The sequence below is a fragment of the Streptomyces sp. NPDC091281 genome (assembly GCF_044757425.1).
Lineage (GTDB): Bacteria > Actinomycetota > Actinomycetes > Streptomycetales > Streptomycetaceae > Streptomyces.
On record NZ_JBIVUY010000014.1, the window covers coordinates 43,091 to 66,867 of the forward strand.

The following is a 23,777-nucleotide window of genomic DNA, read 5'->3' on the forward strand; positions in this document are numbered from 1 at the left end:
GCGGCACACCCGCCACCCGACGCCCCGCCCGCCCGGCCCACCCGGCGCGCCCGGTCACCCCGTCACGAAGACCTGGGCCGCGCCCGTACGTGCATCCGCTCCCCCTGCGGTCCGAACAGGCTGAGGAACTCCACCGGCCCCTCCCCCGTCGACCCGAACCAGTGCGGGGTGCGGGTGTCGAACTCGGCCGCCTCGCCCGGCCCGAGCACCACGTCGTGGTCCCCCAGCACCAGCCGCAGCCGCCCGGACAGCACGTAGAGCCACTCGTAGCCCTCGTGGACGCGCGGCTCGGGTTCGAGGCTGCGGCGGGGCTCCAGCACCTTGAACGCCTGTAGCCCGCCCGGCTGCCGGGTGAGCGGCCAGTGCGTCCGGCCGTAGCGCACGATCGGCTCGGACCGCACCCGGGGATCGCGCACCGCCGGGGCACCCACCAGCTCGTCCAGGGCCACCCCGTGGGCCCGCGCGAGCGGCAGCAGCAGCTCCAGACTGGGCCTGCGCAGGCCGGACTCCAGCCGGGAGAGCGTGCTCACCGAGATGCCGGTCGCCGCGGAGAGCCCGGCGAGCGTGGCCCCGCGCTCCTTGCGGATACGCCGCAGCCGCGGACCGACCTCCCCGAGCACCCGGTCCGTGTCGTCGGCGCCGTCGCCGTCCCCGTCGGCAGCGCCGTCGCCGCCGTGGCCGTTCTTGCGCAGGTCGTCGTCGCTCATACGATTCATTGCAGTTTCGGCAAACACGTTTGTCAAGAGCGGAAGGCTGGGCGACGGTCGTGGTGGAGGTGGTCACCATGACCGAGAACAACCGGACCGCACCGGCCCCCGCCCGGACCCCGGACGGCGAGACCTACGAGGTGGTCGTGATCGGCGGCGGCGCCGCGGGCCTGTCCGCCGCCCTGGTGCTGGGGCGGGCCCGGCGCCGCACCCTGGTCGTCGACGCGGGCGAGCCGCGCAACGCGCCCGCCGCCCACATGCAGGGCTATCTGACGCGGGACGGCATGTCCCCCGCCGACTTCCTCGCGGCCGGGCGGGAGGAGATCGCCCGCTACGGCGTCGAACTGGTCCGGGACCGGGCGACGACCGCCACCCGCGCCACCGCTCCAGGCCCCGACCACAGCACCGGCGCCCGGCCCGCCGGGGGCTTCGCCGTCACCCTGGCGGGCGGCAGCACCGTGTACGCCCGGCACCTGGTCGTCGCGACCGGCCTCAAGGACGAGCTGCCCCCGGTGCCCGGAGTGGCGGAGCGGTTCGGGCGGGACGTGCTGCACTGCCCGTACTGCCACGGCTGGGAGGTCCGCGACCAGGCGTTCGGGGTGCTGGCCACCAGCCCGCTGAGCGTGCACCAGGCGCTGATGGTCACCCAGTGGTCGAAGGACGTGACCCTCTTCCTCCACCAGGTCGCGGAGGCCGAGCTGAGCGACGACGACCTGCGGCGGCTCGCCGCGGCGGACGTGCGGGTGGTGCCCGGCGAGGTCGCCGGACTGGAGGTGGAGGACGACCGTCTGACCGGCGTACGGCTGGCCGACGGCAGCACCCACGCCCGCGAGGCGCTGTTCGTCGCGCCGCGCGCGGTGCCGGCGACCGACCTGCTGTCCGGGCTGGGCGCGGAGATGACCGAGACCCCGTTCGGCACCTACCCGGTGGTCGACCCGCGTGGACTGACCTCGGTGCCCGGCCTGTGGGCGGCGGGCAACGCCTCCGGCTTCGCCGAACAGGTGATCAACGCGGCCAGCCGCGGCTACCGGGCCGGAGCGACGATCAACGGCGAGCTGCTGATGGCAGACCTCGACGCGCGGGTCGCGGGGGCCGCTCAGGTGTCGGGGGTCGCGCGGGACGCCGCCCCGCCCGCGGACGCTCCCGTACGGGGCTGAGGCGGCGCGCGCGGGTGTGCTCGGCGCCCGCCCGTTGCACCATGGCTGCATGCTGCTGACCCGGCTCGCCGACGTGTCCCGGGAGGTCGCCGCCACGTCGGCGCGCTCCCACAAGATCGAGCTGCTCGCCGAGCTGTTCCGGGACGCGGACGCCGACGACGTCCCGATCGTCATCCCGTACCTGGCCGGGCGGCTCCCGCAGGGGCGGATCGGCGTCGGCTGGAAGGTGCTGAGCAGTCCCGTCGCCCCGGCCGCCGCGCCCACCCTCACCGTGCGCGCGGTGGACGCGCTCCTCACCGACCTGGCGAAGGTGGCGGGCCCCGGCTCGCAGGCCGAGCGCGCCCGGCTGGTCGGGGAGCTGATGGGCGCCGCCACCGAAGACGAGCAGCGCTTCCTGTTCGGCCTGCTCACCGGCGAGGTCCGGCAGGGCGCCCTGGACGCGCTGGCGGTGGAGGGGCTCGCGGGCGCCACCGGGGCGCCCGCGCCGGACGTGCGGCGGGCGGTGATGCTGGCGGGGTCGCTCCAGACGGTCGCGCGGGCGCTGCTCGCCGACGGCCCGGCCGCGCTGGAGCGGTTCCGGCTCACCGTGGGCCGCCCGGTCCAGCCGATGCTGGCGCAGAGCGCGCCCTCGGTCGGCGAGGCGGTGGGGAAGCTCGGCGCGTGCGCGGTGGAGGAGAAGCTCGACGGCATCCGCGTACAGGTCCACCGGGACGGCGACACGGTGCGCGTGCACACCCGCACCCTCGACGACATCACCGACCGGCTCCCCGAACTGACGTCCGCCGCGCTGGAGTTGGCGGGCGAGCGGTTCATCCTGGACGGCGAGGTGATCGCGTTCGGCGCGGACGGGCGGCCGCGCTCGTTCCAGGAGACGGCGTCGCGGGTCGGCTCGCGGGTGGACGTGGCGACGGCCGCGGCGGCGGTGCCGGTCTCCCCGGTCTTCTTCGACGTGCTGTCGGTGGACGGCCGCGACCTGCTGGACCTGCCGTTCGCCGAGCGGCACGCGGAGCTGGCCCGGCTTGTACCCGAGCCGATGCGGGTCCGGCGCACCCTGGTCGACGGCCCCGACGGCGTCCCCGCGGCCGAGGAGTTCCTGCGGGAGACCCTGGCGCGCGGCCACGAGGGCGTCGTGGTGAAGGCGCTGGACGCGCCGTACAACGCGGGACGGCGCGGGGCGTCCTGGGTGAAGGTCAAGCCCGTGCACACCCTCGACCTGGTGGTGCTGGCCGCCGAGTGGGGGCACGGCAGGCGCACCGGGAAGCTGTCCAACCTGCACCTGGGCGCCCGCACCGCCGACGGCGGCTTCGCGATGCTCGGCAAGACCTTCAAGGGCATGACCGACGCGATGCTGACCTGGCAGACCGGGCACCTGCGCGGCCTCGCCGTGCGGGAGGAACGCTGGGGCGTCATCGTACGGCCCGAACTCGTCGTCGAGATCGCCTACGACGGCCTCCAGCGCTCCACCCGCTACCCGGCCGGCGTCACCCTGCGGTTCGCCCGCGTGCTGCGCTACCGGGAGGACAAACGCCCGGCGGAGGCGGACACCGTGGAGACCCTGCTCGCCGCGCACCCGGAGGTACGGCCGTGACCGGCGACACCACCGCCGAGGGGACGGCGGGACGGCCCGCCCGGCGCGGCAAGCGCAGCGCGGGACTGCTGCTGTTCCGCCGCATCCCGGACGGCGTGGAGGTGCTGCTCGGGCACATGGGCGGCCCATTCTTCGCGCGGAAGGACGCCGGGGCCTGGGGCATCCCCAAGGGCGAGTACGAGCCCGGCGAGACGGCGTGGGAGGCGGCCCTGCGCGAGTTCGAGGAGGAGCTGGGGCTGGCGCCGCCGGACGGGGAGGCCGTACCGCTCGGCGAGGTCACGCAGGCGAACGGCAAGGTCGTGACGGCGTGGGCCGTCGAGGCCGACCTCGACCCGGCGGGCGTCGTGCCCGGCACCTTCCGCATGGAGTGGCCGCCCCGGTCGGGCCGGGTCGAGGAGTTCCCCGAACTGGACCGGGTCGCCTGGTTCACCCCGGAGCGGGCCCGCGCGGTGATCGTCACGGCGCAGGCCGCGTTTCTGGACCGGCTCACCGAGCACTTGTCCTGAGCGGACGCGTACGCGTTGCGGCCCCGCGCCCGGCGCGCGAAGGTCGAAGCACAGCCAGCACTCCAGGAGGTCGGTCATGCCCATCGCGACGGTGAACCCGGCGAACGGCGAGACGCTCAAGACGTACGAGGCGATGGACGCGGAGGAACTGGAGCGGCGGCTCCAGCTCGCCGAGGCCACGTTCCGCACGTACCGTACGTCGGCCTTCGCCGACCGGGCCCGCGCGCTGCAGCGGGCCGCCGACCTGCTCGACGAGGACGGCCCCGAGATCGGCCGGGTGATGACCACAGAGATGGGCAAGCCGGTGAAGCAGGCCCGCGCGGAGGCCGCCAAGTGCGCCAAGGCGATGCGCTGGTACGCGGCGAACGCCGAACGCCTCCTCGCCGACGAGACCCCGGACCGGGCCGACGTGGCGGACTCCGGCGGCTCGCGCGCGCTGGTCCGCTACCGCCCGCTCGGGCCGGTGCTCGCGGTGATGCCGTGGAACTTCCCTCTGTGGCAGGTGATCCGGTTCGCCGCGCCCGCGCTGATGGCGGGCAACGTGGGCCTCCTCAAGCACGCCTCGAACGTGCCGCAGACGGCCCTCTACCTGGAGGACCTCTTCCACCGGGCCGGGTTCACCGAGGGCACCTTCCAGACGCTGCTGATCGGCTCCGGCGCGGTGGACGAACTGCTGCGCGACGACCGGATCAAGGCCGCCACCCTCACCGGCAGCGAGCCCGCAGGCCGCGCCGTGGCCGCCACCGCCGGACAGATGGTCAAGAAGACGGTCCTCGAACTGGGCGGCAGCGACCCGTACATCGTGATGCCGTCGGCGGACGTCGAGCGGGCCGCCGAGGTCGCGGTCACCGCGCGCGTGCAGAACAACGGCCAGTCCTGCATCGCCGCCAAGCGGTTCATCGTCCACACCGACGTCTACGACCGCTTCGCGGAACTCTTCACCGCGGGCATGCGCGCGCTGCGCGTCGGCGACCCGCTGGACGAGGGCACCGACGTCGGGCCGCTCGCCACCGAGCAGGGCCGGGCCGACCTGGAGGAACTCGTCGACGACGCCCGGCGCGGGGGCGCGGCCGTGCTGTGCGGCGGCGAGCGGCCCGACGGACCCGGCTGGTACTACCCGCCGACCGTCCTCGCCGACGTCACGCGCGAGACCCGCATCCACCGCGAGGAGGCGTTCGGGCCGGTCGCCACGCTGTACCGGGCCGCCGACCTCGACGAGGCGATCCTCATCGCCAACGACTGCCCGTTCGGCCTGAGTTCCAACGTCTGGACGCGCGACGAGGCCGAGACCGACCGGTTCGTCCGGGATCTGGAGGCGGGCGGGGTGTTCGTCAACGGCATGACGGCCTCCCATCCGGCGTTCCCGTTCGGCGGGGTCAAGCGGTCCGGATACGGCCGTGAGCTGTCCGGGCACGGAATCCGCGAGTTCTGCAACATCACCACGGTTTGGCACGGTGCGTGACGGGGGCGCGGCTACGATCCCCGGTGTGAACCGCGAAGTGACCCTCCCCCTGATCGTCGACGACCGCGGAACCCTCCAGGTGACCGCGGCCGACGTGAGCAAGTTGCTGCGCACGCTGGGCGCGCGGTGGCTGCACCTCGTCGAGGCCGGGGCGGAGGGGCTCGACGAGGACACCGTCGCCGCGCTGACCATCGAACTGGCCAAGCTGGCGGACCGCATCGACGTGGCCTGCATCGCACACAGCAGCGGGGGCGCGTCCTAGGGGCGGGCGCGGCCCCGTCGCCTTCGAAAGAGACGACGCGGACATCCCCCCAGGGGCGCGGGGAACTGCGCGACCGGCCACGACGCACCCGCACCCGACCACGCACCCCCTCGCCCACCCGCACCCCCGTCCCGCCCCGGTGCTACCGGATCGGTACTCCCGCCAGTGTCCTGGCGATGACGAGCCGCTGGATCTCGCTCGTCCCCTCGAAGATCGTGTAGATCGCGCTGTCCCGGTGCATCCGCTCCACCGGGTACTCGCGGGTGTACCCGTTCCCCCCGAGTATCTGGATCGCCTGCGCCGTCACCTGCTTCGCCGTCTCGCTGGCGAACAGCTTCGACATGGACCCCTCCGCCGCGGTGAACGGCCTGCCGTTGACGGCCATCCAGGACGCCCGCCACACCAGCAGCCGAGCCGCGTCGATCCGGGTGCGCATGTCCGCGAGCTGGAAGGCGACGCCCTGGTTGTCGACGATCGGGCGGCCGAACTGCTCGCGCGTCACGGCGTAGTCGAGGGCGACCTCGTACGCCGCGCGCGCGGTGCCGACGGCCATCGCGCCGACCGCCGGGCGGGACGCCTCGAAGGTGGCCATCGCGGCGTTCTTCACCTGCTCGCCCCCGGCCCTGGCGGCGCGCTCGCGGGCGCGGGCGAGGCGCTCGTCGAGCTTGTCCTTGCCGCCGAGCAGGCAGGACCCCGGCACCCGCACCCGGTCGAGGACGACCTCGGCGGTGTGCGAGGCGCGGATGCCGTGCTTCTTGAACTTCTGGCCCTGGCTGAGGCCCTTCGTGCCGGGCGGCACGATGAAGGAGGCGTGGCCCTTGGAGCCCAGTTCGGGATCGACGACGGCGACGACGACGTGGACGTTGGCGATGCCGCCGTTGGTCGCCCAGGTCTTGGTGCCGTCGAGGACCCACTCGTCCTTCGCCTCGTCGTACACGGCGCGGGTGCGCATCGAGGCGACGTCGGAGCCCGCGTCGGGCTCGGAGGAGCAGAACGCGGCGACCTTCACGTCGGCCGCGTCGCCGTACATCTGCGGGATCCAGGTGCCGATCTGCTCCTCGGTGCCGTTGGCGAGGACGCCGACGGCGGCGAGGCCGGTGCCGACGATGGACAGGGCGATGCCCGCGTCGCCCCAGAAGAGTTCCTCCATAGCCATCGGGATGCCGAGGCCGGTGGGGTCGAAGTACTGCTGGGCGTAGAAGTCGAGGGAGTAGATGCCGACCTTGGCGGCCTCCTGGATGACCGGCCAGGGAGTCTCCTCACGCTCGTCCCATTCGGCGGCGGCGGGGCGGATCACGTCGGCGGCGAAGCCGTGCAGCCAGTCCCGCACCTCCTTCTGTTCGTCGTTGAGCTCCATGGTGAACTCGGCCATGTCCCCTCCAGGGCGGTGCATGTTACTTGCGGTAACCCGAGTCTGTTACTGGTCGGTAGGAAAAGTCAACTCTTGAGGCAGGGCCGGGAACCCGTTCGATACGGGGCCACCGTCAGGTGTTAGTTTGCGCAGGCGTCACCGAATCAGCACGGGTGGGGAGAGCACATGGACACCACGCAGCGGACCGAGCAGCAGAGGTCCGCCGACCGCCGACGGCGCGAGCTGCTGGAGGCCGCGGACCGGGTGGTGCTGCGCGACGGCCCCCAGGCCTCCATGAACGCGATCGCCGCCGAGGCGGGCATCACCAAGCCCATCCTCTACCGCCACTTCGGCGACAAGGGCGGCCTGTACTCGGCGCTCGCCAAGCGGCACACGGACGCCCTCCTCAACTCGCTGCGGGCCGCCCTGGACGCCCCGGCCGAACGGCGTGAGCGCGTCGAGGCCACCCTCGACACCTACCTGGCGGCGATCGAGGCCCGCCCGCAGGTGTACCGCTTCCTGATGCATCCGTCGGAGGGCTCCCCCGGTGACCAGGGGTTCGACGTCGGCAAGCACAGCGCGCCCGTGCTGCGCAGGATGGGGGAGGAACTGGCCCAGGTCATCGAGGACCGGGTGGACCTCGGTCCGGGCAGTCAGCAGCTCGCCCGCGTCTGGGGCCACGGCATCGTCGGCATGATGCACGCGGCCGGGGACTGGTGGCTCGGCGAACGGCCCTGCACCCGCGCGGAACTGGTGCGCGGCCTGGCCGACCTCCTGTGGGGCCGCCTCGCGGCGGCGGGCGACAAGGTCGGCGGCCCCGGCTTCTGACGACGGCCGACACCGGGACGGCCACCGTGACGCCGTACGCCACGGGCGGCACCGTACGCCGGGGCCTCCCGGCACTCAGCGGCTCCAGGCGGCCTTGGCGACCTGGCGGGTGAGGCGACGGCGGCGCCAGCCGGTGACGCGGTCCGCGTAGACCGTGCCGTCCAGGTGGTCGCACTCGTGCTGGAGGCAGCGCGCGAAGAAGCCGGTTCCCTCCACGGTGACCGGCTCCCCGGTCAGGGTCACGCCCGCGACCACCGCCTCGTCGTACCGTTCCGTGCCCGCCTCCAGGCCGGGCAGGGAGAGGCAGCCCTCGGGGCCGCGCAGCAGCAGGCCGTCCGCCCGCACCAGGCGCGGGTTGACCACGTGGCCGAGGTGGCGGACGTCCTCGTCGTCGGGGCAGTCGTAGACGAACACCCGCAGGTCCTCGCCGACCTGGTTGGCCGCCAGGCCCACCCCGCGGGCGGCGTACATCGTGGCGAACAGGTCGTCGACGAGCCGGGCGAGCGCGGGACCGAAGTCGGTGACCTCCCGGCAGGGCCGCCGCAGGACCTCGTCGCCGAGCAGGGTGAGGGGCCGGACGCGCCCGTGGGCGCCCGGGATGGAGCCGTGTCGCATGGCGGCAAGGGTACGGTCCTTTCTGACACGCGCATGCCGCACGCGGCGTGGGGGCGGTCCGGGATTCGGGTGTGCGATTGGATCTCGATAGGCTGACCACCTACCACGTTGCCGTCAGGCTTCAGGCGCGGCGCGTACGCAAGGAGGATCGAGAACTGATGGCAGGCAACTCAGGCAACTCGGACCCGCTCACGCCGCGGGCCAAGATCGCCGTGACCGCCGGCAAGGCGGTCGCCGCGGCCTCCCGCGCCGCGGGGCGGGGCAGCGGCTCCGTGATCGGCGGCAAGGTCGCGCTGCGGCTCGACCCCGACCTCCTCGCGCGCCTCGCCCAGAACCTGGACGTCGTCCTCGTCTCGGCGACCAACGGCAAGACCACCACCACCCGGCTGATCGCCGAGGCCCTGCGCGCCGCGGGCCCGGTCGTCTCGAACGCGCTGGGCGCCAACATGCCGGCCGGGATCACCTCGGCGCTGGCGGGCGGCTCGGACGCGCGGTACGGCGTCATCGAGGTCGACGAGAAGTACCTCGCCGGGGTGGCCCGCGACACCGACCCCAAGTGCATCGCGCTGCTGAACCTCTCCCGCGACCAGCTGGACCGGGCCGCCGAGACCCGCATGCTCGCGGAGAACTGGCGGGAGGGGCTGGCCGGTTCGAAGGCGGTCGTCGTCGCCAACGCCGACGACCCGCTGGTGGTGTGGGCCGCGTCCTCCTCCCCGAACGTGATCTGGGTCGCCGCCGGACAGATGTGGAAGGACGACGCCTGGTCCTGCCCGTCCTGCGGCGGTGTGATGCAGCGGCCCGGCGACGACTGGTTCTGCGGCGAGTGCGGATTCCGCCGCCCGACGCCGAGCTGGGCGCTGTCCGGCGACCACGTCCTCGACCCGCACGGCTCCGCCTGGCCGATCCACCTCCAGCTGCCCGGCCGCGCCAACAAGGCCAACGCCGCCTCCTCCGCCGCCGTGGCCGCCGTCTTCGGGGTGCCCCCGCAGGTCGCGCTGGAGCGGATGTACCAGGTGCAGGCCGTCGCCGGACGCTACGACGTGGTCCAGTTCATGCAGCGCGACCTGCGGCTGCTGCTGGCGAAGAACCCGGCCGGCTGGCTGGAGACGTTCAGCCTGATCGACCCGCCGCCGACCCCGGTCATCCTCTCGGTGAACGCGCGCGGCGCCGACGGCACCGACACCTCCTGGCTGTGGGACGTCGACTACACCCGGCTCACCGGCCACCCGATCTTCGTCGTCGGCGACCGCAAGCTGGACCTCGCGGTCCGCCTGGAGGTGGCCAACCAGCACTTCCAGGTCTGCGACACCGTCGACCAGGCCGTGCAGGCGGCGCCGCCCGGCCGGATCGAGGTCATCGCGAACTACACCGCCTTCCAGGACCTGCGCCGCCGCGTCGGCAACTGAGCACGAGGGACGATCACTTGATGAGCGACAACAACCTCCGCGTCGTCTGGGTCTACCCCGACCTGCTGAGCACCTACGGCGACCAGGGCAATGTCCTGGTCGTCGAGCGCCGCGCCCGGCAGCGCGGTCTCGACGTGGCCCGGCTGGACGTCCGCAGCGACCAGCCGATCCCGACCTCCGGCGACATCTACCTGATCGGCGGCGGCGAGGACCGTCCGCAGCGGCTCGCGGCCGAGCGGCTGCGCCGCGACGGGCACCTCTACCAGGCGGTGCAGAACGGCGCGATCGTGTTCGCCGTGTGCGCCGGGTACCAGATCCTGGGCCACGAGTTCGTCAACGACCAGGGCCAGCGCCAGCCCGGCCTCGGCCTGCTGGACGTCACCACCACCCGCGGCGAGGGCGAGCGCTGCGTCGGCGACGTCCTCGCCGACATCGACCCGCGGCTCGGCCTGCCCCAGCTGACCGGGTTCGAGAACCACCAGGGCATCACCCACCTCGGCCCGACCGCCCGCCCGCTGGCCCGGGTCCAGATCGGCAAGGGCAACGGCACCGGCGACGGCACCGAGGGCGCCTACAACGACACCGTGTTCGGCACGTACATGCACGGGCCGGTGCTGGCCCGCAACCCGCTCATCGCGGACCTGCTGCTCAAGCTGGCGCTGGACGTGAACGCGCTGCCGCCGACCGACGACCGCTGGTACGAGGCGCTGCGCAACGAGCGGATCGCCAGCGCCCAGCAGCCCGCCTGACACCTCCCGGCCGTGCCGGGTCCACCGGCCCGACACCCCCGGCGACCGCCCGGTGATCGCCCGGCGACCTGTGCGGACGCAGCCCGTCTGTGGGTACGTCCGCACAGGTGAGCAGGCGCGTCCAGCAGGCGGACGCGTTCTTCGGCCCGGCCCCCTCCTGCCGCTAGGGTGGCGGGGATCGAGCCGGACAACGTGGTCCGGAACCGGCCCACGTTGGAGAAGGTTGTTCGGGCTATGCGCATTGGTGTCCTCACGTCCGGCGGCGACTGCCCCGGCCTGAACGCCGTCATCCGGTCCGTCGTGCACCGTGCCGTCGTCGACCACGGCGACGAGGTCATCGGCTTCCGGGACGGCTGGAAGGGCCTCCTGGAGTGCGACTACCTCAAGCTCGACCTCGACGCGGTGGGCGGCATCCTCGCCCGCGGCGGCACCATCCTCGGCTCGTCCCGTGTCCAGCCCTCGCATCTGCGGGACGGCGTGGAGCGGGCCCGGGGCCACGTCCAGGAACTCGGCCTGGACGCCATCATCCCGATCGGCGGCGAGGGCACGCTCAAGGCGGCCCGGCTGATGGCCGACAGCGGACTGCCGGTGGTCGGCGTGCCGAAGACCATCGACAACGACATCGCGGTCACCGACGTGACCTTCGGCTTCGACACGGCCGTCGGCGTGGCCACCGAGGCGCTGGACCGGCTGAAGACCACCGCCGAGTCCCACCAGCGGGTCCTGGTCGTCGAGGTGATGGGACGGCACACCGGCTGGATAGCGCTGCACTCCGGCATGGCGGCGGGCGCCCACGCCATCGTCGTCCCGGAGCGGCCGTTCGACATCGAGGAGCTGTCCCGGCGGGTGGGTGAACGGTTCGCGGCGGGCAAGCGGTTCGCGATCGTCGTCGCCGCGGAGGGCGCCAAGCCCGCGCCGGGCACCATGGCCTTCGACGAGGGCGCCAAGGACGTCTACGGGCACGAGCGGTTCGCCGGGATCGCCCGCCAGCTCTCCATCGAGCTGGAGGGCCGCCTCGGCAAGGAGGCCCGCCCGGTCATCCTCGGCCACGTCCAGCGCGGCGGCACGCCCACCGCGTACGACCGCGTCCTCGCCACCCGCTTCGGCTGGCACGCCGTGGAGGCCGTCCACCGGGGCGAGTTCGGGATGATGACCGCGCTGCGCGGCACCGAGATCGTCATGGTGTCGCTGGCGGAGGCCGTCGAGACGCTCAAGACGGTCCCGGACGACCGCTTCGCCGAGGCGGAGTGCGTGCTGTAGACCACACCGTCGGCACCCACCCGTCGGCGGTCCCGCCCCCGGTCGCAGGAGCGGCCGGGGGCGGTTCTAGTCTGGGGGCGGCAGGAAACGCGCAACCCCCCACGAATCAGGAGCCGGCGGATGGATCACAGCGGGCACGGCATGACGGCGGATCTGCCGCCGTTCACGCTGGGGCGGGGTCTCGAATGGTCCACGGACCCGTTCTTCCTCGTCGCCTGTCTCGTCGGACTCGGGCTGTACGCCTGGGGTGTGCTGCGGCTGCGGCGGCGCGGGGACGCCTGGCCGGTGGGGCGGACGGTGGCCTTCGTCGCCGGTGTCCTGACGATCCTGCTGGTGATGTGCACCGGGCTGAACGACTACGGCATGGTCATGTTCAGCGTGCACATGGTGCAGCACATGGTGATCAGCATGCTGTCGCCGATCCTGCTCCTGCTGGGCGCGCCGATCACCCTCGCGCTGCGCGCGCTGCCGCCCGCGGGCCGGGGCCGCAAGGGCCCGCGCGAGGTGCTGCTGATGCTGCTGCACAGCCGTTACCTGCGCATCGTGACGCATCCGGCGTTCACCATCCCGCTGTTCATCGCGAGCCTGTATGCCCTCTATTTCACGCCGCTCTTCGACTTCCTGATGGGCTCCAGGACCGGGCACATCGCGATGATGGTGCACTTCCTCGCCGTCGGCGTGGTCTTCTTCTGGCCGATCATGGGCGTCGACCCGGGCCCGAACCGGCCCGGCTATCTGATGCGGATGCTGGAGCTGTTCGCCGGGATGCCGTTCCACGCGTTCTTCGGGATCGCGCTGATGATGGCGTCCGAGCCGATGGTGAAGACGTTCGAGAACCCGCCCGGCTCGCTCGGCATCGACGCGCTCTCCGACCAGAACGCGGCGGGCGGCATCGCCTGGGCGTTCAGCGAGATCCCGTCGGTGCTGGTGCTGATCGCCCTGCTCTTCCAGTGGTACGGCTCCGAGCAGCGGCAGGCCAAGCGCCAGGACCGGGCCGCCGACCGCGACGGCGACAAGGAGCTGGAGGCGTACAACGCCTATCTGGCCTCGCTCAACGCGCGCCAGGGCTGATCCCGCGGAAGCAGGGCACCATGGAGGGGACGCGCCCGGCGGCGGGCGCGCCGGAGGAGGGTGCCGCGATGCACGGTTCCACGGACGCTTCCACCAGGACCATGGGGGTCCTCACCATCGGCGGACTGGTCGTGGTGACGGCCTACACGGTCGCGCTCGGCAGCAACGGCTGGCTGTGGTTCGGCTGGGTCGTCCTCGGCCTGATCACCCTCGCCCTGATCGCGACCCGCACGCCGTGATCCCTGCGGGGAGATCCGTACGGGGTGATCGCTTCGGGGTGATCCCTGCGGGGTGAGCGTCAGGGCGGGCCGACGCGGGCCGCTGTCGTATGGACGCCCGGCTGGTACTTGGGCAGCCGGGCGGTGATCCGCATGCCCGCGCCCGGCGCGGTCTCGATGACCAGGCCGTGGGCGTCGCCGTAGACCTGCCGCAGCCGGTCGTCGACGTTGGACAGGCCGATGCCGCCGGACGGGCTGACCTCGCCCGCGAGGATGCGCCGCAGCAGCGCGGGGTCCATGCCCGCGCCGTCGTCCTCGATGACGACAAGGGCCTCGGCGCCCGCGTCCTGCGCGGTGATCCGGATGTGACAGCGGTCCGTCTTGCCCTCCAGGCCGTGCTTGACGGCGTTCTCCACCAGGGGCTGGAGGCACAGGAAGGGCAGCGCGACGGGCAGCACCTCGGGGGCGATCTGGAGGGTGACGGCGAGCCGGTCGCCGAAGCGGGCCCGGACCAGCGCCAGGTAGTGGTCGATGGCGTGCAGCTCGTCGGCGAGGGTGGTGAAGTCGCCGTGGCGGCGGAACGAGTAGCGGGTGAAGTCGGCGAACTCCAGCAGCAGCTCGCGGGCCCGCTCGGGATCGGTGCGCACGAAGGACGCGATCACCGCGAGCGAGTTGAAGATGAAATGCGGGGAGATCTGGGCGCGCAGGGCTTTGATCTCGGCCTCGATGAGGCGGGTGCGGGAGCGGTCGAGGTCGGCGAGTTCGAGCTGGACGCTCACCCAGCGGGCCACCTCGCCCGCCGCCCGGACCAGGACGGCCGACTCGCGGGGCGCGCACGCGACGAGGGCGCCGTGCACCCGGTCGTCGACCGTGAGCGGGGCGACGACCGCCCACCGGACCGGGCAGTCGGGCGTCGCGCACTCCAGGGGGAAGGCCTCGCCGCGCCCGGTGTCCAGCGGTCCCGCGAGGCGGGCCATGATCTCGGCGCGGTGGTGGGCGCCCACGCCGTCCCAGGCGAGGACCTCGCTCCGGTCGGTGAGGCAGAGGGCGTCCGTGCCGAGCAGGGTGCGCAGCCGGCGGGCGGACTTGCGGGCGGTCTCCTCGGTGAGCCCGGCGCGCAGCGGGGGCGCGGCGAGGGAGGCGGTGTGCAGGGTCTGGAAGGTGGCGTGCTCGACGGGGGTGCCGAGGCCGCCGAGGTGCTGGGGGCGGGCGGTGCGGCGGCCGAGCCAGAGGCCCGCGGCGAGGCAGGGCAGGATCGCGATGCAGAGGCCCGCGAGGAATCCGCTCATGACGTGACCTCCGCCGTACGGGGGGTGACCTCGGCCGTGCGCAGTTCCTCGGGCAGGTGGAAGCGGGCCAGGACGGCCGCGGTGCCGGGCGGGACGCGGCCGGGGGTGGCGAGGGAGACCAGGATCATGGTGAGGAAGCCGAGCGGGACCGACCACAGGGCGGGCCAGGCCAGCAGGGCGTGGAGGGTGCCGGTGACGGGCAGGCCCGCCATGGTCGCGGTGACGGCGGCGAAGGCGCTGCCGCCGCCGACGAGCATCCCGGCGGCCGCGGCGGGCGGGGTGAGCCGCCGCCACCAGATGCCGAGGACGAGCAGCGGGCAGAACGAGGACGCGGAGACGGCGAAGGCGAGGCCGACCGCGTCGGCCACGGGCAGCCCGCCGACCAGGAGGCTTCCGGCGAGCGGGACGAGCATCGCGAGGCCGGTGCCGAGGCGGAAGTGACGTACCCCGCGGGAAGGCAGCACGTCCTGGGTGAGGACCCCGGCGACGGCCATGGTGAGGCCGGAGGCGGTGGACAGGAACGCGGCGAAGGCGCCGCCCGCGACGAGCGCGCCGAGCAGGTCCCCGCCGAGGCCGCCGATCACCCGGTCCGGCAGCAGCAGGACGGCGGCGTCGGCGTCGCCGGTGAGGGCGAGTTCGGGGGCGTAGAGGCGGCCGAGGGCGCCGTAGACGGGCGGGAGGAGGTAGAAGCCGCCGATGAGGGCGAGGACGGCGACGGTGGTGCGGCGGGCGGCGACGCCGTGCGGGCTGGTGTAGAAGCGGACGACGACGTGCGGCAGGCCCATCGTGCCGAGGAAGGTGGCGAGGATCAGCCCGTACGTGGCGTACAGCGGGCGTTCCTCGCGGCCCGCGGCGAGGGAGGTCGACATGCCGCCGTTGCTGCCGCGCTCGGCGGTGGGGACGGTGCTGCCTTCGGGGAAGGTGAGGCGGGTCCCGGCGTCGACGCGGTGCGTCCCGGCGGGCAGGCGCAGTGCGGCGGCGTGGTGGGGGCGGCCGTCGACGCGGCCGGTGACGGTGACGGTGAGCGGGCGGTCCAGGGTGAGGTCGAGGGTGTCGTCGACGCGGACGGAGCGCTGGTCGCGCAGGGCGGGGGGTTCGTCGAAGGCGCGGCGGGGTCCGCCGTCGGCCTGCCAGGCGAGGACGAGGAAGAGGGCGGGGACGAGGAGGGCGGTGAGCTTCAGCCAGTACTGGAAGGCCTGGACGAAGGTGATGCTGCGCATGCCGCCCGCGGCGACGGTGACGGTGACGACGACGGCGACGATGAGTCCGCCGAGGGAGTCGGGGGCGCCGGTCAGCACGGTCAGGGTGAGGCCGGCCCCCTGGAGCTGGGGCAGCAGGTAGAGCCAGCCGACGCCGACGACGAAGGCGCCCGCGAGCCGCCGTACCGCCTGGGAGGCGAGGCGGGCCTCGGCGAAGTCGGGGAGGGTGTAGGCACCCGAGCGGCGCAGGGGCGCGGCGACGAAGAGGAGCAGGACGAGGTAGCCCGCGGTGTAGCCGACCGGGTACCAGAGCATGTCGGGGCCCTGGACGAGGACGAGTCCGGCGATGCCGAGGAAGGAGGCGGCGGAGAGGTACTCGCCGCTGATGGCGGCGGCGTTGAGGCGGGGGCCGACGGTGCGGGAGGCGACGTAGAAGTCGGAGGTGGTGCGGGAGATGCGCAGGCCGAAGGCGCCGACGAGGACGGTCGCGACGACGACCAGGGCGACGGCGGGGACGGCGAAGTTCGGGTTCACGGGCGTGCGGTCCTCATGGCTCCTCGGCGGTCCTGGTCCTCATTGCTTGTCGGCGGTCCTCAGCGGTCCTCGACCAGGCGGACGAGGTCGCGTTCGTTGCGTTCGGCGCGTCGGACGTACCAGCGGGCGAGGAGGACCAGCGGGAGGTAGAGGCCGAAGCCGAGGATCGCCCACTGGAGGCGGCGGGCGTCGGGCAGGGCGGCGAACAGCAGCGGCAGCGGGCCGACCAGGAGGGCGAGGACGGCGAAGACGGTGAGGGCGGCGCGCAGCTGGGTGCGCATGAGGGAGCGGACGTAGGTGTGGCCGAGGGTGGTCTGCTCGTCGATCTCGGTGCGCGGGCGGTGCGGGCCGCTGGGGCGCCGGGTGCGGCGGGGCGGGCCGGTGACGGTGACGCGGCGCTCGGCGGGGTCCTGGGGCGGCACGGGTCAGGGCCTCCGCATCAGCAGGTCGCGCAGCTCGCGGGTGTGGCGGCGGCTGACCTGGAGTTCGTCGCCGCCGACGAGGACGCTGACGGTCCCGGCGTCGAGGCGCAGCTCCCCTATGTGGCGCAGGGCGACGAGGTGGCGGCGGTGGATGCGGACGAAGCCGCGGGCCCGCCAGCGCTCCTCCAGGGTGGAGAGCGGGATGCGGACGAGGTGGCTGCCGCGGTCGGTGTGCAGGCGGGCGTAGTCGCCGCGGGCCTCGACGTGGGTGATGTCGTCGACGGCGACGAAGCGGGTCACCCCGCCGAGTTCGACGGGTATGTGGTCCGGGTCGGGTTCGTGGACGGGGACGGGCGCGGGCAGGGGGCCGCCGGTCGGGCGCGGGGCGCCGGTGCGCTGTTCGGCGGCGCGGCGGACGGCTTCGGCGAGGCGCTCCTTGCGGACCGGTTTGAGGACGTAGTCGACGGCCTTGAGGTCGAAGGCCTGGACGGCGAAGTCCTCGTGGGCGGTGACGAAGACGACCAGCGGCGGGCGGGCGAAGCCGGTGAGGAGGCGGGCCAGGTCGAGGCCGTCGAGGCCGGGCATGTGGATGTCGAGGAAGACGACGTCGACGGCCTCCGGGCCCTCGGGGCCCGACTCCAGGGCACGGTTGATGCGGCGCAGCGCCTCGGTGGCGTCGCCCGCTCCCTCCACGCTGCCGATGCGGGGATCGGCGGCGAGCAGGTAGAGCAGCTCCTCCAGCGAGGGGCGTTCGTCGTCGACGGCGAGGGCGCGCAGCATGAAGGTGGAGTGTAGGGGCGATCCGGACGCCTGGACACGTGCCGGGGCGAACCCGGAGCCGCTGGATACAGTGCCCGCATGAACAGCGGTGGTCCCCTCTTCGACGAACTCGACCGGAAGATCCTCACGGCGCTGATGGCGAACGCCCGGACGAGTTTCGCCGAGATAGGGGCCGCGATCGGGCTGTCGGCGACGGCGGTGAAGCGGCGGGTGGACCGGCTGCGGGAGTCCGGGGTGATCACCGGGTTCACGGCGACGGTGCAGCCGTCGGCGCTGGGCTGGCGGACCGAGGCGTACGTGGAGGTGTACTGCGAGGGCGCCGCGCCGCCGCGGCGGCTGGCGGAGGTGGTGCGCAACCATCCGGAGATCACCGCGGCGATGACGGTGACGGGCGGCGCGGACGCGCTGCTGCACGTGCGGGCGCGGGACGTGGAGCACTTCGAGGCGGTGCTGGAGCGCATCCGGGTGGAGCCGTTCATCCGGAAGACGATCAGTGTGATGGTGCTGTCGCACCTGCTGCCGGACAGTCCCGAGGCCGGCGCGACCCACGCCGCGCCGGACGACGCAGCAGATCCGCGCTGAGCGGGCAGAACACGCAGCATTCGTGCGTGGACGCGCAGCTTTTCCCGCTTGTCGGGCGTCGGCCGCAGTTTCTACGGTGGTGTCACCCTCAGTCGACACCGCAGAAAGCGGAGGAACCCCTCTGTGAGCGTGAGCGTCAGCCGTGAGCCGCGCCTTCGGCGCTTCCTGGTCTGCGAGCCCAGACACTTCGCCGTGCAGTACGCGATCAACCCGTGGATGCGTCCCGACACCCCCGTCGACGTCGATCTGGCCCAGGAGCAGTGGCAGGCGCTGATCCGCGCCTACCGCACCCACGGGCACACCGTCGACACGGTCGAGCCCGCGCCCGGCCTGCCCGACATGGTCTTCGCCGCGAACTCCGCGGTCGTCGTGGACGGGCGGGTCTTCGGCTCGCTGTTCCACGCGGCCGAGCGGCGCGGCGAGTCCGCCCACTACGACCGCTGGTTCAAGACGGCGGGCTACGACGTCCACCGGTCCGAGTTCGTCTGCGAGGGCGAGGGCGACCTCGTCTGGACCGGCCGCTACGTGCTGGCGGGCACCGGGTTCCGCACCACCCGCGAGGCCCACCGGGAGGTCCAGGAGTTCTTCGGGCACCCGGTGGTCAGCCTGACCCTGGTCGACCCGCACTTCTACCACCTCGACACCGCGCTGTTCGTGCTCGACGACACCAACGTCGCCTACTACCCGGAGGCGTTCTCGCCCGGCAGCCGCGAGGTGCTGGCCCGGCTGTTCCCGGACGCGGTGCTCGCCTCCCGCGACGACGCGATGGTGTTCGGGCTGAACTCCGTCTCCGACGGCCGCAACGTCTTCATCGCGCCCCGGGCCGAGTCCCTGGCTGCGAACCTCGCCGACCACGGCTACGTCCCCGTCCCCGTCGACCTCTCCGAGTTCCAGAAGGCCGGCGGCGGCATCAAGTGCTGCACCCAGGAGATCCGCTCATGACCGCTCCCGCGCACGTCCGTGGCTCCGCCGACCTGATCCGGGCCGAGGAACCGGTCCTCGCGCACAACTACCACCCGCTGCCGGTGGTCGTGGCGCGGGCGGAGGGCTGCTGGGTGGAGGACGTCGAGGGGCGCCGCTACCTCGACCTGCTCGCCGGGTACTCGGCGCTCAACTTCGGCCACCGCCACCCGGCGCTGATCGAGGCCGCGCACCGGCAGCTGGACCGGCTGACGCTGACCTCGCGGGCCTTCCACCACGACCGGCTCGCCGGGTTCGCGGAACGGCTGACCGCGCTGACCGGCCTCGACATGGTGCTGCCGATGAACACCGGCGCCGAGGCGGTGGAGAGCGCCGTGAAGGTGGCCCGCAAGTGGGCCTACGAGGTGAAGGGCGTGCCCGCCGAACTGGCCACGATCGTGGTCGCCGCCGACAACTTCCACGGCCGCACGACGACGATCGTCAGCTTCTCCACCGACGAGACGGCGCGGGCCGGGTTCGGCCCGTTCACGCCCGGCTTCCGCGTCGTGCCGTACAACGACCTCGCGGCGATGGAGGCGGCCGTCGACGAGACGACCGCGGCGGTGCTGATCGAGCCGATCCAGGGCGAGGCCGGTGTCGTCGTCCCCGACGACGGCTACCTCGCCGGGGTGCGGGAGCTGACCCGGCGGGCGGGCTGCCTGTTCGTCGCCGACGAGATCCAGTCGGGCCTCGGCCGCACCGGGCGGACCCTCGCCGTCGAGCACGAGGGCGTCCGCCCGGACGTCGTCCTGCTCGGCAAGGCCCTCGGCGGCGGCATCGTGCCGGTGTCGGCGGTCGTCGCCACCCGCGAGGTGCTGTCCGTGCTGCGGCCCGGCGAACACGGTTCGACGTTCGGCGGGAACCCCCTGGCCGCGGCCGTCGGCACGGCGGTGGTGGAACTGCTGGAGACCGGGGAGTACCAGGCCCGTGCGACCCGGCTCGGCGGCGTCCTGCGGGACGGGCTGACCGACCTCGTCGGCCGCGGGGTGACCGGGTTCCGGGCGCGGGGGCTGTGGGCGGGGGTCGACGTGGACCCGGCGGTCGGCAGCGGGCGTGAGGTCGGGGAGCGGCTGCTGCGGGAGGGGGTGCTGGTGAAGGACACCCACGGGTCGACGATTCGGCTGGCGCCGCCTCTGACGATCACGGAGGAGGAGCTGGGGTCCGCGCTGGCGGCGCTGGGGAGGGTGGTCAGCGGGTAGCGGGCCGGGCGCCGTCCGTTCCACGCGGGTGCATCCCTGTGACATGTCTGTCGTGAATGGTCTATAGCCACCAAAAGGCATATCCATCGCTTAGCGGGTGAAGATGGAGTCCGGAAGGTGGGTAGACCACTCTCAGCGACAGAGAGGTCGACCGTGGGCACTCACGACGAGGACGGCGCCGCCCGCCGGTGGTTCGACGTGGCGGACGCCGTGCCCCTCGTGCTCGACGCGCGAGGTGTGGTGACCGCCTGGACCCGAGACGCCGAACGCATGTTCGGTTACACGGCTGACGAGGCGGTCGGACTCGACCTGGCCGGGCTGCTGGCCGCCGACGACGCCGGGCGGGTGCCGGAGCTGCTGGACCGGTGCCGCCGGTCCGGCAGCTGGACCGGGCTGCTCTCGGTGTGCCCGAAGAACCGGGGCACGGTGACCGTGATGACCCGGATCAGCGCCACCCAGGAGAGCGGGCGCGCCCCCCGTCGGCTGGTCCTGATGAACGAGATGGCGGACGCCCCCGGCTGGACCATGAGCCGCTCCGTCCTGGAGCAGATGGTGGCCGACTCCCCCATCGGCATCGCCGTCGTCGACACCGACCTGCGGTACGTCTGGTCCAACGCGGCGCTGGAGCGCTTCGGCGGCGGCCCTCCGCAGCGGCGGCTCGGGCTGCGGATGGGCGACGTGCAGCCGGGCTTCGACTGCGCGCCGGTCGAGGCGACCATGCTGCGGGTGCTGGCCTCCGGCGAGAAGGTCGTCGGGTTCGAGCACGTCGGGCGGACCCCGGGCGCCCCGCACCGCGAGTCCGCGCACGTCCTGTCGTTCACCCGGCTCGACGACGAGTGGGGCAGCCCCGCGGGCGTCTACTACACGGTCGTGGACATCACCGACCGGCACCGTGCCCGGCGCCGCCTCGCCCTGCTGGACCGGGCCGGACGGCACATCGGGCGCAGCCTCGACATCGGCCGCACCGCGCAGGAGCTGGCGGAGGTGGCGGTGCCGGGGTTCGCCGACGCCGTGGCCGTGGACCTGCTGGAGTCGGTGCTGCGCGGGGCCGAGCCCACCGCCCTCCCGGCGAGCGGAGCGGACGGCCCCGTCGTGCTGCGGCGCGCCGGGCACCGTACGGCCGCCGACCCCGCGCCGCCCGACGGGGAGCACGACGACGACGCGGCCGACCGCCCGGCGCCCCGGACCGTCACCCATGCCGCCGGTTCGCCCGCCGCACGCTGCCTCACCACGGGGCGGGCCTGGCGGGAGGAGCGGGTCGGTCCGGAGGCGGCCGGGTGGAGCACCGCGCTGCCCGCCGCCGACGCCGGGTCGGGGCCGCCCAGCGTGCTGATCGTGCCGGTGCGGGCCCGCGGCGCCACGCTCGGGGTGACCACGTTCCTGCGCCACGCCGCCCAGGAGCCGTTCGGCGAGGACGACCTCGTCCTCGCCGAGGACCTCGTCTCGCGGGCCGCGGTCTGCGTGGACAACGCCCGCCGCTACACCCGCGAACGCGACGCCGCCCTGGCGCTCCAGCGCAATCTGCTCCCCCACCGCCTCCCCGAGCAGGACGCGGTGGAGGCGGCCGCCTGCTACCGGCCCGCCGACGAGCTGACCGGCCTCGGCGGCGACTGGTACGACGTCATCCCCCTCTCGGGGGCGCGGGTGGCCCTGGTCGTGGGCGAGGTGCCGGGCCACGGCATCGAGGCCGCCGCCCAGATGGGCCGCCTGCGGACCGCCGTACGGACCCTCGCCGCGCTGGGGCTGCCGCCGGACGAGGTGCTGGCCCACCTGGACGACCTGGTGGCGCGCGGGGCGCAGGACCAGGACGGCGCGGGAGACGGCGCGGAAGGGGAGGGCGCGGAGCACGCCGACGCCTCCCAGGCGGTGGGCGCGGGCTGTCTGTACGTCGTCTACGACCCGGTGGACGGCCGGTGCGCGATGGCCGCCGCCGGACACCCGGCCCCGGCCGTCGCCCGGCCCGACGGCACCGTGGAGTTCGTGGACCTCCCGCAGGGGCCGCCGCTCGGCGCGGGCGGGCCGCCGTTCGAGTCGGCCGAGCTGGTCCTCCCCGAGGGCAGCGTCCTCGCGCTGCACACCGACGGGCTGCTCACCCAGGGCGACCGGTGGACCCTGGCCGACGGGCGGGAGCGGCTGGTGCGGGCCCTGGAGCGGCGGGGCACCACGCTGGAGCCGAGCTGCCGCGGTGTCATCGACGCGCTGGTGCCGGACCGGCCGCACGACGACGCGGCGCTGCTGATGGCCCGGACCCTGCGGCTGCCGGCCGGCCGGGTCGCGGAGTGGGAGCTGCCGGTGGACCCGGCGGCGGTCGCCGAGGCACGCAAGGCGGCAAGCCGCAGGCTGGGCGAATGGGGCCTGGAGGAGCTGTCGTTCACCACCGAGCTGGTCGTCAGCGAACTCGTCACCAACGCGATCCGGTACGCCGGGGGCCCGATCCGGCTGCGGCTGATCCGCGAACGGGCGCTGCTGGTCTGCGAGGTGCACGACGCCGGTGCCACCACCCCGCATCTGCGCCACCCGCGCACCACCGACGAGGGCGGGCGCGGACTGCTGCTGGTCTCGCAGGTCACCCGCCGCTGGGGCACCCGCTTCGTGCCCGACGGGAAGATCATCTGGGCGGAGCAGTCGCTCTCCGGCCCCGAGGCGTGAACGGCCCCCGGCGCGCGGGCGCGTGTGAGGCGCCGCGGGCGGGGCACGGACGTCGTACGGCTGTGCGGCCGACACGGCCCGTGGGTACGGTTCATGACGTGCCGTCAGCGTCGCGGTGATCCACGGGGATTCCGGGGCGCGGACGGCCAGGTCTAGACTTTGCAGCCCGCGTCATACCGGGTGACCTGCTGGAACACGGCGGACGAGCCGATCCGCCGGACTGAGGAGCCGCTCCTTGTTCTACTACCTCCTGAAATACGTGGTGCTGGGTCCCCTGCTGCGGCTGGTGTTCCGGCCGCGCATCGAGGGGCTCGACCACGTGCCCGCGTCCGGGGCGGCGATCGTGGCGGGCAACCACCTGTCGTTCGCGGACCACTTCCTCATGCCCGCGATCCTCAGACGCCGGATCACCTTCCTCGCCAAGGCGGAGTACTTCACGGGTCCGGGCGTCAAGGGACGGCTGACGGCGTTCTTCTTCCGCAGCGCCGGGCAGATCCCCGTGGACCGTTCGGGCAAGGAGGCGGGCCAGGCCGCCATCCGCGAGGGGCTCGGCGTACTGGCCAAGGACGAGCTGCTCGGCATCTACCCCGAAGGCACCCGCTCGCACGACGGCCGCCTCTACAAGGGCAAGGTCGGCGTCGCGGTGATGGCGCTCAGGGCGGGCGTGCCGGTGGTCCCGTGCGCGATGATCGGCACCTTCGAGGCGCAGCCGCCCGGCCGGAAGATCCCGCGCGTCCACCCGGTGAGCATCCGGTTCGGCGAGCCGCTCGACTTCTCCCGGTACGCCGGGATGGAGGGCGAGAAGGCCGTCCTGCGCGCCATCACCGACGAGATCATGTACGCGATCCTCCATCTGTCGGGGCAGGAGTACGTCGACCGGTACGCGGCCGAGGTCAAGGCCGAGGAGGAGGCCGCGGCGAAGGAGCGGGCCGCGGAGCGGGGGCGCCGGTTCCCGAGGCTGCCGCAGCGGTGAGACGCGCGCG

The 23,777-nt window shown here is 73.6% G+C and carries 23 protein-coding genes; 16 read left to right on the top strand and 7 right to left on the bottom strand.

Features of this window, described 5'->3' with window-relative positions:
- Positions 1-62 precede the first annotated feature (62 nt).
- Positions 63-707 (bottom strand): helix-turn-helix domain-containing protein, encoded by a 645-nt coding sequence (locus ACIQPQ_RS30480; protein ID WP_401310118.1) that lies wholly within the window; start codon positions 705-707, stop codon positions 63-65.
- Between the two features lie 77 nt (positions 708-784).
- On the opposite strand from ACIQPQ_RS30480, the gene ACIQPQ_RS30485 reads away from it, so the two are divergent.
- The 5 genes from ACIQPQ_RS30485 (at position 785) to ACIQPQ_RS30505 (ending at position 5,682) form a co-directional block, all read left to right on the top strand.
- The gene (locus ACIQPQ_RS30485) at positions 785-1,864 is read left to right on the top strand and encodes an NAD(P)/FAD-dependent oxidoreductase (protein ID WP_401310121.1); all 1,080 of its coding nucleotides are present in this window, start codon (positions 785-787) and stop codon (positions 1,862-1,864) included.
- A 49-nt stretch (positions 1,865-1,913) separates the two neighbouring features.
- Positions 1,914-3,452: an ATP-dependent DNA ligase gene (locus ACIQPQ_RS30490; protein WP_401310124.1), complete on the top strand. Its 1,539-nt coding sequence runs from the start codon at positions 1,914-1,916 to the stop codon at positions 3,450-3,452.
- Positions 3,449-3,958, top strand: a complete 510-nt coding sequence (locus tag ACIQPQ_RS30495) for an NUDIX domain-containing protein (RefSeq protein WP_401310127.1) — start codon at positions 3,449-3,451, stop codon at positions 3,956-3,958. Before ACIQPQ_RS30490 ends, ACIQPQ_RS30495 begins: the two co-directional genes overlap by 4 nt.
- Positions 3,959-4,034: 76 nt before the next feature.
- Complete coding sequence (locus tag ACIQPQ_RS30500; RefSeq protein ID WP_401310130.1) at positions 4,035-5,420, top strand: NADP-dependent succinic semialdehyde dehydrogenase; 1,386 nt, start codon at positions 4,035-4,037, stop codon at positions 5,418-5,420.
- A gap of 25 nt (positions 5,421-5,445) precedes the next feature.
- Positions 5,446-5,682, top strand: a complete 237-nt coding sequence (locus ACIQPQ_RS30505; RefSeq protein WP_383771181.1) for a DUF6213 family protein — start codon at positions 5,446-5,448, stop codon at positions 5,680-5,682.
- 142 nt (positions 5,683-5,824) lie between these two features.
- On the opposite strand, the gene ACIQPQ_RS30510 is transcribed toward ACIQPQ_RS30505, so the two are convergent.
- Positions 5,825-7,054: an acyl-CoA dehydrogenase family protein gene (locus ACIQPQ_RS30510; protein ID WP_401310134.1), complete on the bottom strand. Its 1,230-nt coding sequence runs from the start codon at positions 7,052-7,054 to the stop codon at positions 5,825-5,827.
- A 165-nt stretch (positions 7,055-7,219) separates the two neighbouring features.
- On the opposite strand from ACIQPQ_RS30510, the gene ACIQPQ_RS30515 reads away from it, so the two are divergent.
- Positions 7,220-7,861 (top strand): TetR family transcriptional regulator, encoded by a 642-nt coding sequence (locus tag ACIQPQ_RS30515; RefSeq protein WP_383771178.1) that lies wholly within the window; start codon positions 7,220-7,222, stop codon positions 7,859-7,861.
- A 75-nt stretch (positions 7,862-7,936) separates the two neighbouring features.
- On the opposite strand, the gene def is transcribed toward ACIQPQ_RS30515, so the two are convergent.
- Positions 7,937-8,476 carry a peptide deformylase gene (gene def / locus ACIQPQ_RS30520; protein ID WP_401310138.1) on the bottom strand — a complete coding sequence of 180 codons (540 nt, stop codon included), beginning with the start codon at positions 8,474-8,476 and terminating at the stop codon, positions 7,937-7,939.
- 158 nt (positions 8,477-8,634) lie between these two features.
- Here def and ACIQPQ_RS30525 point away from each other — a divergent pair, with 158 nt between their 5' ends.
- The 5 genes from ACIQPQ_RS30525 (at position 8,635) to ACIQPQ_RS30545 (ending at position 13,201) form a co-directional block, all read left to right on the top strand.
- Positions 8,635-9,882 carry a MurT ligase domain-containing protein gene (locus ACIQPQ_RS30525; RefSeq protein ID WP_383771173.1) on the top strand — a complete coding sequence of 416 codons (1,248 nt, stop codon included), beginning with the start codon at positions 8,635-8,637 and terminating at the stop codon, positions 9,880-9,882.
- Positions 9,883-9,902: 20 nt separating this feature from the next.
- Complete coding sequence (locus ACIQPQ_RS30530; RefSeq protein ID WP_383771170.1) at positions 9,903-10,631, top strand: type 1 glutamine amidotransferase; 729 nt, start codon at positions 9,903-9,905, stop codon at positions 10,629-10,631.
- Between the two features lie 234 nt (positions 10,632-10,865).
- Positions 10,866-11,891, top strand: coding sequence for a 6-phosphofructokinase (locus ACIQPQ_RS30535; protein WP_383771167.1), 1,026 nt, complete (start codon positions 10,866-10,868; stop codon positions 11,889-11,891).
- A 120-nt stretch (positions 11,892-12,011) separates the two neighbouring features.
- Positions 12,012-12,962, top strand: coding sequence for a cytochrome c oxidase assembly protein (locus ACIQPQ_RS30540; protein WP_383771164.1), 951 nt, complete (start codon positions 12,012-12,014; stop codon positions 12,960-12,962).
- A gap of 68 nt (positions 12,963-13,030) precedes the next feature.
- Positions 13,031-13,201 carry a hypothetical protein gene (locus ACIQPQ_RS30545; protein ID WP_383771161.1) on the top strand — a complete coding sequence of 57 codons (171 nt, stop codon included), beginning with the start codon at positions 13,031-13,033 and terminating at the stop codon, positions 13,199-13,201.
- Between the two features lie 59 nt (positions 13,202-13,260).
- Here the strand turns inward: ACIQPQ_RS30545 and ACIQPQ_RS30550 are convergent, their stop codons facing one another.
- From ACIQPQ_RS30550 to ACIQPQ_RS30565, 4 genes are read right to left on the bottom strand one after another with little or no spacing between them, the layout of a single operon-like run.
- Positions 13,261-14,469, bottom strand: coding sequence for a sensor histidine kinase (locus ACIQPQ_RS30550; protein WP_401310144.1), 1,209 nt, complete (start codon positions 14,467-14,469; stop codon positions 13,261-13,263).
- A complete protein-coding gene (locus tag ACIQPQ_RS30555; RefSeq protein ID WP_401310147.1) occupies positions 14,466-16,202 on the bottom strand; it encodes a cation acetate symporter in 1,737 nt (578 codons plus the stop codon). The genes ACIQPQ_RS30550 and ACIQPQ_RS30555 overlap by 4 nt, the downstream gene beginning before the upstream one ends.
- 59 nt (positions 16,203-16,261) lie before the next feature.
- A complete protein-coding gene (locus ACIQPQ_RS30560; protein ID WP_401310150.1) occupies positions 16,262-16,624 on the bottom strand; it encodes a hypothetical protein in 363 nt (120 codons plus the stop codon).
- Positions 16,625-16,627: 3 nt separating this feature from the next.
- A complete protein-coding gene (locus ACIQPQ_RS30565) occupies positions 16,628-17,404 on the bottom strand; it encodes a LytR/AlgR family response regulator transcription factor (RefSeq protein ID WP_383771149.1) in 777 nt (258 codons plus the stop codon).
- A 78-nt stretch (positions 17,405-17,482) separates the two neighbouring features.
- Between ACIQPQ_RS30565 and ACIQPQ_RS30570 the strand changes: the two genes are divergently transcribed.
- The 5 genes from ACIQPQ_RS30570 to ACIQPQ_RS30590 all read left to right on the top strand — a co-directional run bounded on the left by ACIQPQ_RS30570 (position 17,483) and on the right by ACIQPQ_RS30590 (position 23,767).
- A complete protein-coding gene (locus ACIQPQ_RS30570) occupies positions 17,483-17,986 on the top strand; it encodes an Lrp/AsnC family transcriptional regulator (protein ID WP_383771146.1) in 504 nt (167 codons plus the stop codon).
- Positions 17,987-18,115: 129 nt separating this feature from the next.
- Positions 18,116-18,928: a dimethylargininase gene (ddaH, locus tag ACIQPQ_RS30575; RefSeq protein ID WP_401310846.1), complete on the top strand. Its 813-nt coding sequence runs from the start codon at positions 18,116-18,118 to the stop codon at positions 18,926-18,928.
- Positions 18,925-20,145 carry an ornithine--oxo-acid transaminase gene (rocD, locus tag ACIQPQ_RS30580; protein WP_401310153.1) on the top strand — a complete coding sequence of 407 codons (1,221 nt, stop codon included), beginning with the start codon at positions 18,925-18,927 and terminating at the stop codon, positions 20,143-20,145. The genes ddaH and rocD overlap by 4 nt, the downstream gene beginning before the upstream one ends.
- Before the next feature lie 153 nt (positions 20,146-20,298).
- Positions 20,299-22,794: a SpoIIE family protein phosphatase gene (locus ACIQPQ_RS30585; RefSeq protein ID WP_401310156.1), complete on the top strand. Its 2,496-nt coding sequence runs from the start codon at positions 20,299-20,301 to the stop codon at positions 22,792-22,794.
- Between the two features lie 235 nt (positions 22,795-23,029).
- Positions 23,030-23,767 carry a lysophospholipid acyltransferase family protein gene (locus ACIQPQ_RS30590; protein ID WP_401310159.1) on the top strand — a complete coding sequence of 246 codons (738 nt, stop codon included), beginning with the start codon at positions 23,030-23,032 and terminating at the stop codon, positions 23,765-23,767.
- The last annotated feature ends 10 nt before the right edge of the window (positions 23,768-23,777 follow it).